Source organism: Mesorhizobium sp. M7A.F.Ca.US.006.04.2.1 (genome assembly GCF_004022915.1).
Taxonomy (GTDB): domain Bacteria; phylum Pseudomonadota; class Alphaproteobacteria; order Rhizobiales; family Rhizobiaceae; genus Mesorhizobium; species Mesorhizobium ciceri.
Genome location: NZ_RZQA01000101.1, coordinates 1 through 11,199 on the forward strand (window position 1 = coordinate 1; position 11,199 = coordinate 11,199).

Annotated in this window: 10 protein-coding genes; 6 read left to right on the top strand and 4 right to left on the bottom strand. The window is 62.0% G+C overall.

Annotation, left to right across the window (positions count from 1 at the left end; translation table 11 throughout):
- Nucleotides 1-786: DMT family transporter (locus tag EN925_RS08175; protein WP_164894157.1), on the top strand; the 786-nt coding region annotated here is incomplete at its 5' end.
- Between the two features lie 46 nt (nucleotides 787-832).
- Here EN925_RS08175 and EN925_RS08180 read toward each other — a convergent pair.
- From EN925_RS08180 to parC, 3 genes are all read right to left on the bottom strand, one after another.
- On the bottom strand, nucleotides 833-1,234 hold the full coding sequence (locus tag EN925_RS08180; RefSeq protein ID WP_013532276.1) for a hypothetical protein: 402 nt from the start codon (nucleotides 1,232-1,234) through the stop codon (nucleotides 833-835).
- Between the two features lie 42 nt (nucleotides 1,235-1,276).
- Entirely contained in the window at nucleotides 1,277-2,482 is a 1,206-nt protein-coding gene (locus EN925_RS08185; RefSeq protein WP_013532277.1) for an AI-2E family transporter, read from the bottom strand.
- Between the two features lie 271 nt (nucleotides 2,483-2,753).
- A complete protein-coding gene (parC, locus tag EN925_RS08190) occupies nucleotides 2,754-5,006 on the bottom strand; it encodes a DNA topoisomerase IV subunit A (RefSeq protein WP_127366116.1) in 2,253 nt (750 codons plus the stop codon).
- Between parC and EN925_RS08195 the strand changes: the two genes are divergently transcribed.
- Together EN925_RS08195 and EN925_RS08200 are read left to right on the top strand one after the other, a co-directional pair.
- Nucleotides 4,962-5,231, top strand: a complete 270-nt coding sequence (locus tag EN925_RS08195) for a hypothetical protein (protein ID WP_127423385.1) — start codon at nucleotides 4,962-4,964, stop codon at nucleotides 5,229-5,231. The two genes, parC and EN925_RS08195, sit on opposite strands and share 45 nt — an antisense overlap.
- A 103-nt stretch (nucleotides 5,232-5,334) precedes the next feature.
- On the top strand, nucleotides 5,335-6,525 hold the full coding sequence (locus EN925_RS08200) for a hypothetical protein (RefSeq protein WP_064995458.1): 1,191 nt from the start codon (nucleotides 5,335-5,337) through the stop codon (nucleotides 6,523-6,525).
- 111 nt (nucleotides 6,526-6,636) lie between these two features.
- Here the strand turns inward: EN925_RS08200 and aspS are convergent, their stop codons facing one another.
- On the bottom strand, nucleotides 6,637-8,427 hold the full coding sequence (aspS, locus tag EN925_RS08205; RefSeq protein ID WP_164753450.1) for an aspartate--tRNA ligase: 1,791 nt from the start codon (nucleotides 8,425-8,427) through the stop codon (nucleotides 6,637-6,639).
- Nucleotides 8,428-8,627: 200 nt separating this feature from the next.
- Here aspS and EN925_RS08210 point away from each other — a divergent pair, with 200 nt between their 5' ends.
- The 3 genes from EN925_RS08210 to rnd form a co-directional block, all read left to right on the top strand.
- Complete coding sequence (locus tag EN925_RS08210) at nucleotides 8,628-9,047, top strand: hemin receptor (RefSeq protein ID WP_127368403.1); 420 nt, start codon at nucleotides 8,628-8,630, stop codon at nucleotides 9,045-9,047.
- A gap of 115 nt (nucleotides 9,048-9,162) precedes the next feature.
- On the top strand, nucleotides 9,163-10,407 hold the full coding sequence (locus EN925_RS08215) for an MFS transporter (RefSeq protein ID WP_127384573.1): 1,245 nt from the start codon (nucleotides 9,163-9,165) through the stop codon (nucleotides 10,405-10,407).
- A 75-nt stretch (nucleotides 10,408-10,482) separates the two neighbouring features.
- Nucleotides 10,483-11,199: ribonuclease D (rnd, locus tag EN925_RS08220; RefSeq protein WP_128336444.1), on the top strand; the 717-nt coding region annotated here is incomplete at its 3' end.

The window sequence follows — 11,199 nt, forward strand, 5'->3', positions numbered from 1 at the left end:
ATCATGCTGCTGCGCACCGGCACAACTTTCGTCGCGGCCATGGTCATCTGGTCGGTCTGGCGGGCACTCAGCCGAAACGCCCCGCCGCTGATCCCCGGCTGGTCCGGCCTGATCGTGGCGATATGCTACGGGCTGACCGGGATCACCTTCGTCACCGCCGTCTACCACACCTCGACCGCCGACCTGGTGTTCATCCTGGCCTTCAACACCGTCTTTGCGGGGTTGCTGTCCTGGATATTCCTGCGCGAGAGGCCGCGGCTGGTGACCATCGCGGCGATGGCGATCATGATCTTCGGCGTGCTGGTCATCGTCGGCGGTTCCGTCGGCACCGGCAAGCTGTTCGGCGATTTCATGGCGCTCTGCTCGGCCTTCTTCATCGCCGTGGCCATCACCATCTCGCGCGCCAGTGGCAAGGACATGGGATTCACCTCGCTCGTCGGGGTGCTTCTGCCGCTTGGGCTGGCGGCCTTCATGGTGACAGGCGAAGGCTTTCACGTGAACGCGCCCTGGTGGATCATCTTCAACGGCGCGGTCGTCATGCCGATTTCGTTCTTCTGCCTTGCCGCCGGGCCGAAATACATTTCGGGACCGGAAGTGGCGATGTTCTACGTGCTCGAAACGGTGCTGGCGCCGGTCTGGGTGTGGATGATCTTCGCCGAGGCACCGACCCGGAACAGCCTGATCGGTGGCGGGATCCTGATCGTCACGCTGACTGCGCATTCGCTGTGGCAACTGCATGAGGGCCGCAAGCGCCGAGCGACGCTCGCCGTCGCTCACCCGGCCTAGAGAGTGGACGGCAGTCGTTCCAGACCTGCAGCGCACGCAAGCGCAATCAACGCGTTGCCGTATCTGAAAAAGGCTCTGCGATTATCTGGTATTCGTCCTCGTAAACAACATATCCCAGACGGGAACTCTTCATGACCTCGACATGATGCCCATGCCGCCCAAGGAGCGCCGCGAGGTCATAAGCCCTTGCCAAATGGTCCGTTGCCGTTGGCTTGAACCAGCTTAATCCTTGGGTCGTCTGTTTCCGGTAAAAACCTTTCGATCTTGAGAGGTTGAAACGTGGCGGTACCGCAAGGTTCTGTCGAAACCAGGCGAGACTATCTTCCAGCCGATCTAACGTGTGTTGATCGATATCAGGTTGGCCTCGCAATTCGTAGGCAGCGCCAAAAAAACCTTCGCGCGCCTGCATTCCCTCAATAATTCTTGGCAGAACAAATCGCAAAAACATGCGTAGACCGACGTCAGGTGAGTCGCGCTTGGATCCCGAAGATCATGCCCGGGCCTTTTTCTCGGCGACAATTTCGATCTGCGGCGGGCTGCCTTCGATCTCGGCGACGCCATCGGGAACGACGTCTTCCGCCATTTCCACCTCGCGCAGCCATTCGCGCCAGATAGCCACCAGCAGGGCCATCAGCACCGGGCCGATGAACAGGCCGAGAAACCCCATGGTCTTGACGCCGCCGATCAGACCGAAAAAAGTCGGCAGGAAGGGCAGTTTTATCGGGCCACCGACGAGCTTGGGGCGCAATGTCTTGTCGACGATGAACAGTTCGACCGCCCCCCAGAGGAACAGCGCCAGCCCGGCCATCGGCGAGCCGCTGGCGGCGAGGTAGATCGAGACCAGCGTGAACGACAGCGGTGCACCGCCCGGGATGAGCGCCATGACGCCGGTCAGGGCGCCGAGTGTGACCGGCGACGGCACGCCGGCCAGCCAGTAGGCGATGCCCAGCACCAGGCCCTCGCCGATGGCGATGACGGTCATGCCGGTCACCGTCGACGAGATCGTCGCCGGCACGACGCGCGAGATCCGCTCCCATCTGGTCGGCAGGATGCGCTCGCCGAGACGGTCGACCTGGCCGGCAAAGTGCTCGCCGTCGCGATAGGCGAAGAACAGCGCGATCATCATGAACAGCAGCGTCAACAGCAGGCCGAAAGCACTGCCGCCTGCGGCCAGCACGCCACGATAGATGCTGCCGATATTAGCGCCGCTGACCAGCTGGATCAGCTCACCAATGCCGCCCGGATGGCCGAAATTGGTGGTCCACTGTTCGTTCAGCCACTCGCCCACGACAGGCATGGTGGCGATCCAGTGTGGCGTCACCGCGCCGTGGCGGTTGGTCTCGATCGCCCAGGCGACCCATTCGCGGACCTCGTTGATCGCATAGGTGCCGGCGAGCGCGATCGGGATCACCAGGAAGGCGAGGATGAACAGGATGGCGAAGGTCGCGGCGATGGTGCGGTTGCCGCCGACCGCGACAAGCAGGCGGCGGTAGAGCGGCCAGCTGGCGAAAGCGATGACGAGCGCCGCCAGCACCGGAAACAGGAAGCCGTGGAAGAAATAGACGCCGGCGGCAACGATCAGCACCAGCAGCCAGCGTGCCGCCGACAGCGGCGGGATGACGGCTGCCCTGAGCGGCGTCGACAGGCCGAAGAGGCGCTGCTGCCGTTCCGGTTTCTGGATTCTTGCTTCCTTCAAACGCCTGGCTCTCCCAAACACCCCTCCTGTCTATGCACTGATATAGTGCAGCAATCGTGACGATAGTCCAAATGAGATGGTGAAGCTGCCAATCTCCCCCTCGTGGGGGAGGCCCGGCAGGACAGAGGGGGCGTGAAGGATCGCGGCCTTGGATTTGGACCGTGAGCCGCAAACCAATCGAGTATCTGTGAACTCGACCGTCGGCGGGACAGCGCCCCCCTCTCCCTGCCGGGCATCTCCCCACGAGGGGGGAGATCGGCAGCTTCACTCGCTACCCAAATTTCCCCGTCCTCGGGAATCCCTTCGGCACCATGCGTCCGGCCGAGGCACGGGCGCCGATCCATTCAGCCAGTTCCTCGCGCGACCTTGTGAAGGTGCGGTCGGCTGAATCCTGCCAGGAGAGGCCGCTCTCAAGCGTGAACGGCTTGAGGTCGAGAAGGCCGCCATCCTTGTATTTCTGCAGGCGCACGCCCTTGCCGCGGCCCATCTCCGGAATCTCTGCGAGCGCGAACACCAGCATTTTGCGATTCTCGCCGACGATGGCGAGATGGTCGCCGGTGACCGGGATGCAGCGCTTGGCTTCGTCCGGCGCCTTGACGTTCATCACCTGCTTGCCCTTGCGGGTGTTGGCAACGACTTCCTCCTCCGGCACGATAAAACCGTTGGCGTCGTGCGAGGCCAGCAGCAGCTTGCGCTTCGGATCGTGAACGAAGGCGGTGACGATGTCCTGGTCATTGTCCATATCGACGATGATGCGGATCGGCTCGCCATGGCCGCGCCCGCCAGGCAGCCGGTCGGCGCCGATGGTGTAGAACTTGCCCCCGGTGGTGAAGACCAGTACCTTGTCAGTGGTCTGCGCATGGAAGGCGAGCTTGAGGCTGTCGCCCTCCTTGAAGGTCAGCGTCGAGAGATCGGCCAGATGCCCCTTCATCGCCCGCAGCCAGCCCTTTTCCGAGACGACGACGGTGACAGGCTCGCGCTCGATCATGGCGTGTGCGATGTCGGTCAGATCATGCTCGGGCGCGTCGGCGAACTGGGTGCGGCGCTTGCCGAGCTCGGTCTCCGGACCGAACTTGTCGCGGATGTTGGTGACTTCCCACTTGATCGTCGCCCACTGCTTCTCGTTTGAAGCAAGCAGTGCCTCGATCTGCTTCTTCTCCGCGCTCAGGCCGTCGAATTCCTTGCGGATCTCGAATTCTTCCAGCTTGCGCAGGGCGCGCAGCCGCATGTTGAGGATGGCTTCGGCCTGGGTGTCGGTGAGCGACCAGCGGGCCATCATCACCTGCTTGGGCTCATCCTCCTCGCGGATGATCCTGATCACCTCGTCGATGTTGAGGTAGGCGATCAGGTAGCCGGCAAGTATCTCCAACCGTCTTTCGATTTCGCCGAGGCGATGTTTCGAGCGGCGGACCAAAACCTCGCGGCGGTGCTCGAGCCACTCCTGCAGCACGCCCTTCAGCGACAGCACGTTGGGCACCTTGCCGCGCGACAGCACATTCATGTTGAGCGGGAAGCGGCTTTCGAGCTCGGTCAGCTTGAACAGCGATTCCATCAGGATGCCGGGGTCGACCGAACGGCTCTTCGGCACCAGCACGACGCGGACGTCCTCCGCGCTTTCGTCCCTGATGTCCTCGAGCAGCGGCAGCTTGCGCGCCATCAGCAGCTCGGCGATCTTCTCGATCAGCCGCGCCTTCTGCACGCCGTACGGGATTTCGGTGACAACGATGCTCCAGGTGCCCCTGCCCTGGTCCTCCTGGAACCACTTCGAGCGCACGCGAAAGCCACCGCGACCGGTTTCGTAGGCTTCGAGGATCGAGGCGCGGCTGTCGACGATGATGCCGCCGGTCGGGAAATCCGGCCCCTGGACAAAGTCCATCAGCTTCGCCACCGGCGCGTCCAGGTTTTCGATCAGGTGAAGTGCGGCATCGCAAAGCTCGGCGGCGTTGTGGGGCGGGATCGATGTCGCCATGCCCACCGCAATGCCGGACGAGCCGTTGGCCAGCAGGTTCGGAAAGGCGCCGGGCAAAACCACCGGCTCCTCGTCTTCTTCATTGTAGGTCGGCCGATAATCGACGGCATCCTCGGTGATGCCGGACAAAAGTTCGGTCGCCACATCGGTCATGCGCGCTTCGGTGTAGCGCATGGCGGCGGCGTTATCACCGTCGATGTTGCCGAAATTGCCCTGCCCGTCGACCAGGGGATAGCGCATCGAGAAATCCTGCGCCAACCGCACCAGCGCGTCATAGATCGACTGGTCGCCATGCGGGTGGAACTTGCCCATCACCTCGCCGACGATGCGGGCGCATTTGGCAAAGCCCTGATCGGGGTTGAGCCGCAGCAGGCGCATGGCGTGCATGATGCGGCGATGGACCGGCTTCAGTCCGTCGCGCACATCGGGCAGCGCCCGGTGCATGATGGTCGACAGCGCATAGGCAAGATAGCGCTCTTCCAGCGCCTTCTTCAGATCGACCGGCTCGATGTGATCGCCACCGCCATTTTCAGGCGGCAAAAGCCTTTTTCCCATGGGCTCGGACTAGCCGAGCGGGTGATTCGCGGCAAGAGCCCGACGGAGATACCGGCCTTTCTGCAACATGAAACCATACCCCAGCGGATGTCGGCCAACATCAGCCTGTTACATGCGGGCTCTATCGCCAAGCGCGACGATATCCGGCTATCGGCTCTTCATGACAAATTCACCGGTTTGCGCAAAGACGGTGGGATCGGGTTTGCCTTTCACCGCGATTTTTGACCAATGTGCCGGGACACGCCTTTTTCCGGTCCAGTTCGTCACGGAATGGTGATGGCGCAAATAATTGAAAAAACAATTTCAGGACACTCTCAGGGACCTTGCGATGACAATCAAACGCTCAATTCTCAAGAAACTGGCTTTTTCGACCTTCTTGCTCACGCTGCCGCTGAATGCGGCCCTCGCACAGGATACGGCAGTGGCCGACCGGCTGAAGGCAGCGCTTGTCGCACAAGGTGTCGACATCACCTGGACCGGGGTGACCGGCGACAACACCAGCATGGTGCTGCAGGGCGTTGCCATCAAACCGGCGGCGGAGAAGGAAGCGCTTCCCATCGGCGACGTCAAACTCGAAGGCGTGACCGAGGCAAATGGCGGCTATGACATCGCCACCGTATCAACGGCTGCCTTCACACACAGCAAGGACGGCGTCACCCTCGACCTCAGCCCCTTCGTCATCCACGACATGACAGTTCCGGCCGACGGCGCCACCGGCCCGCTGGGCTCGCTGATGATGTACAAGTCCGCCGAACTCTCGAACATGACCGTCAAGGTCGCCGACAAGACCGCCTTCTCGATGGACGGGCTTGCCATCGAAATCACGCCGCCGGCGGACGGCAAGGCGATGGAATTCACCGCCACCACGGAAAAATTCAATGCCGACCTGACGCTGGTGGACGATCCCAAGTCCAAGGAAGTCATCAACGCGCTCGGCTACCAGAACATCGCGGGCAATCTCGAAATGGCCGGCACCTGGCAGCCCACGGACGGCAAGATGGAACTGTCGAAATACGACATCTCGGTCGAGAATGCCGGCACGCTCGGCATGACCTTCAATCTCGGCGGCTACACGCTGGACTTCATCAAGTCGCTGCAGGAAATGCAGAAGAAGATGGCGGCACAGCCGGAAGGCGCCGACAATTCGGCGCAAGGCATGGCCATGCTCGGCCTGTTGCAGCAGCTTTCGTTCAACAGCGCCTCGATCCGCTTCGACGACGATTCGCTGACCAACAAGGTTCTGGACTATGTCGGCAAGCAGCAAGGCATGTCCGGCAAGGACATCGCCAACCAGGCCAAGGCGATCGTGCCGTTCGGCATGGCGCAGCTCAACAATCCGGAACTGACTGCGCAGGTTACGGCCGCGGTCAGCAAATTCCTCGACGATCCGAAGAGCCTCGAAATCTCGGCGGAGCCGCCGGCATCCGTGCCGTTCGCACTGATCATGGCGGGCGCCATGTCCAACCCGCTCGATCTGCCCAAGACGCTCGGTGTCACCGTCAAGGCCAACGAAGACTGATCGAAGCGATCTGGTATGCGAAAAGCCCGGCAGCGATGCCGGGCTTTTCGTTGGGATTAGCGAATCGAAAGAATGGTTCGGGCGGTCTTTAAAGCATCGCCCGAAGCGCGATCAGGCGTCCTTCTTGGGCACGGCAACGCGCAGCGCCAGGTCGCGAAGCTGCTGCGGGCTCGCTTCCGACGGTGCGTTCATCAACAGATCATAGGCCTGCTGGTTCATCGGGAACATGGTGATCTCACGCAGGTTCTTGGCGCCGAGCAGCAGCATGACGACGCGGTCGACGCCGGCGGCCATGCCGCCATGCGGTGGTGCGCCATACTGGAAGGCACGATAGAGGCCGCCGAAGCGCTCCTCGACCGTGGCGCGGTCCAGCCCGACCGTCTCGAACGCCTTGACCATGGTTTCGGGCAGATGGTTGCGGATACCGCCTGAGGCGATCTCGAAACCGTTGCAGACCATGTCGTACTGGAACGCCTTGATGCCGAGCAGGTCCTCGCCATTCAGCGCATCGATGCCACCTTGCGGCATCGAGAACGGGTTGTGGGCGAAGTCGATCTTCTTCTCTTCCTCGTTCCACTCGAAGAACGGGAAGTCGACGATCCAGCACAGCTCGAAACGCTCGCGGTCGACAAGGTTCAGCTCCTCGCCGGCACGGGTGCGCGCGGCACCGGCAAACGAGACGAACTTCTTCGGATCGCCGGCAACGAAGAAGGCGGCGTCGCCGTCGGCAAGGCCGAGCTGAAGGCGTATCGCCTCGGTGCGCTCCTCGCCGATGTTCTTGGCGAGCGGACCGGCGCCTTCGAGCTTGTCGCCCTCCTTGCGCCAGAAGATATAGCCCAGCCCCGGCTGGCCCTCGCCCTGCGCCCAGGAATTCATACGGTCGCAAAAGGCGCGGCTGCCGCCGGTCTTGGCGGGAATGCCCCACACTTCGGCTTTCGGGTCGTTGGCCAGGATGTTGGCGAACACCTTGAAGCCGGACTCGCGAAAATGATCGGAGACGGCCTGCATCTCGATCGGGTTGCGCAGGTCCGGCTTGTCGGTGCCGTATTTGCGCATGGCCACATCATAGGGGATGCGCTGGAATTTCTGCGTCACCGGCTTGCCGTTGGCGAAGGTCTCGAAGACCCCGCGCATGACAGGTTCCATGGTCGACAGCACGTCGTCCTGCTCGACGAAGCTCATTTCGAGGTCGAGCTGGTAGAATTCGCCCGGCAGACGATCGGCACGCGGGTCCTCGTCGCGGAAGCAGGGCGCGATCTGGAAGTAGCGGTCGAAGCCAGACACCATGATCAGCTGCTTGTACTGCTGCGGCGCCTGAGGCAGCGCGTAGAAGGTGCCGGGATGGATGCGCGACGGCACCAGGAAGTCGCGCGCGCCCTCGGGCGAAGACGCGGTCAGGATCGGCGTCGAGAATTCGGTAAAGCCGACCTCGCCCATGCGCTTGCGCATTTCGGCGATGATTTTTGTCCGCGCAATGATGTTCTTGTGCAGCGTCTCGCGGCGCAGGTCGAGAAAACGGTATTTCAGCCTGATATCCTCGGGATAGTCAGGCTCGCCGAACACCGGCAGCGGCAATTCCTTGGCCGCCGACAGCACCTCGATCTCGCGGGCGAAGATCTCGATCTCGCCGGTCGGCAAATTGGCGTTGGTGGTCTCGGGCAAGCGCGCCTTGACCTCGCCGTCGACGCGGATGACCCACTCGCCGCGCACGGTCTCGGCGACCTTGAAGGCCGGCGAATCCGGATCGGCGACGATCTGGGTCAGGCCGTAATTGTCGCGCAGGTCGATGAAGAGCAGGCCGCCATGATCGCGCACGCGATGCACCCAGCCCGACAGGCGAACGGTCGAGCCGACGTCGCTCTTCCTCAACTGGGCACAGGTATGGCTGCGGTAACGGTGCATTGTCATTGGTAAAGTCCGGGATGCTGGGTTGCAGGCCAAGCATCAAGCCCGGCCTCAAAATTTGCGCGAAAAGCGCATGGGAGGCCGGATTTGTCAAGGCAAGCAGGCCTTTGGGGTTCGAGTCTCTGCCGGCCTTCATGCATTGCCGCCAGAAGTGTTTCTTGCAACGATGCAGCAATCAAACGATTTGGAGATGCTTTGTGCCAAAACGCACTCCCCCAAAGGGCATCGCGCCATATAATGGTCGCGAGTTGGAATTGATGCTTCGGGGCGACAAGCCAATGGCCTTGTTCGCAGCGGAACCGGGTATGGACACCGAAGATGTTGGTGACGCGCATTTCGGACCGATTGTCGAGGAAGGCCGCATCCTGAAATTTTCCCAGGTTGATTCAAAAACGTCTGTGGAGGAACGCTGCTACTGCCTGCCGACGGAGGAATGGCGCTGCAAGCTCAGCCTGCTGATCGCTCGGATGTGCCGTAGCGAAGCAGCCTTTGATGTCTTCACACCGAACGATCTGGCGAGGCTGGAAGGCACTCTTCTCGGCTACTCAAAGGAGAGTGTTGAAGCGTTTGTTGCACATGCAGCGTCTCTGAAATTTCTGAACCCCAGCACGGATTGAACGGCCTGCCCCTTCCCGGCCCAGGCCGGATTCGAACTTTGCTTCCAGGAATTGCCGCTGGTATTGGTCAAGGCGATGGTTCAAGAAGAGATCACCGACACGTGATCGCCTCTTCATGTCCTCCATCCGCCCGATGATCCCGCTTCTTCTCGCCGCAGGCATCCTGCTCGGCGGCAATGGGCTGCAGAGCACGCTGATCGCGCTGCGCGGCGCGCAGGAAGGGTTTTCGGCTTCCGACATCGGCCTGATGGGCACCTTCTATTTCGCCGGCTTCCTGCTCGGCTGCCTTGCCATCACCCGCATCATAAAGGCGGTCGGCCATATCAGGGCATTTTCGGCGCTGGCGGCAATCGCCTCAGTCGGCACCTTGCTCCTGGTGCTGGTCATCGATCCGGTGATGTGGTGCGCGGTGCGTCTTGCCGGCGGCTTCTGCTTCGCCGGGCTGTTCACCATCGTCGAAAGCTGGCTGAATTCCGGCGTCAGCAATCACGATCGGGCACGCGTGCTGGCGATCTACCGGATGGTCGACATCGGTTCGGTGACATCAGCCCAGTTCCTGATCCCGATCTTCGGCGCCGGCGGTTTCGCTATCTTCGCCATCATGTCGATGATGATCACCCTATCGCTGGTGCCGGTGTCGCTCGGCGACCGCTCCAACCCGACACCACCCGAAGAGGTCAAGCTCGACCTGGCGCGCGTCTGGCGGATTTCGCCGCTGGGCTGCTTCGGCTGCATCGCCGTCGGCGTCACCAACAGCGCCTTTCGCACCTTGTCGCCGGTTTATGCCGAGCAGATCGGCATGTCGGTCGCCGATGTCGTGACCTTCGTCAGCGTCGGCATCTTCGGCGGCGCCATCATCCAGTATCCGCTCGGCTACCTCTCCGACCGCTGGGACCGGCGCCGGGTGCTGCTGATGACGACCTGCTGCGCGATGCTTTCGGCGCTGGCGCTGGTGTTCATCGCCGGTAGCAATCCGCTGCTCAACTTCGTCCTCGTCTTCATCTTCGGCTGTTTCGCCATGCCGCTCTATTCGTTGTCGGCGGCCCACTCCAACGATCGCGCCGACACCGGCGAGTTCGTGCTGATCAACGCGGCGCTGATGCTGTTCTATTCCTTCGGCGCGATCGGCGGCCCGTTCGCCGCCTCGACGGCGATGCAATATTTCGGACCGGGCGCCCTGTTTGTATTCAGCGCGGTGGTCTATGCGATCTTCATCGCTGTCATCCTCTACCGCATGCAGGCTCGGTCCGGCGTGCCGGCGGGCAGGCGCGGCCGCTTCATTGCGCTCCTGCGCACTTCGACGGTTTTCGCGCGGCTGGCCAGGAGAAACGGCGATTCCGACGGTCCGGGAACCTCATGATGGCGGTGCCAAAGCTTGACGAAAGCCCCGGCGGCTGAAATCTAGGAAGACCTTACTCCTGCCAAAAGCGATTTGATGCACGTCATCACCACCCAGAAAGAACTCGAGACCGTTCTCGCCGCTTTCGAAAAGTCGGATTTCGTCACTGTCGACACCGAATTCATTCGAGAAACGACGTTTTGGCCGATCCTGTGCCTGATCCAGATGGCCGCTCCCGGCGTGACGGCACTGATCGATCCGCTGGCTCCCGATATCGACCTGAAGCCGTTCTTCAGGCTGATGGCCAACGAGGCGGTGGTCAAAGTCTTCCACGCCGCGCGGCAGGACATCGAAATCATCGTCCATCTCGGCGATCTGGTTCCGCATCCAGTGTTCGACACGCAAGTGGCGGCGATGGTCTGCGGCTTCGGCGACAGCGTTTCCTACGATCAGCTCGTGCAGCGCATCACCGGCGCGCGGCTCGACAAGTCGTCGCGCTTCACCGACTGGCGCCACCGGCCGCTTTCCGACAAGCAGCTCGACTATGCGCTGGCCGACGTCACCCATCTGATCGAGGTCTATCAGCACCTCAGCGCCGAACTGGAGCGGGAAAACCGCGCCCATTGGCTTAACGAGGAAATGGAGGTCCTTACCTCCCGCGAAACCTATGATCCGCATCCCGAGGACGCCTGGAAGCGGCTGAAGATGCGGCTGCGCAAGCCGCAGGAACTGGCGATCGTGCAGGGCGTTGCGGCGTGGCGCGAGCGCGAGGCGCGCGAACGCGACGTGCCGCGCGGCCGCGTGCTCAAGGAC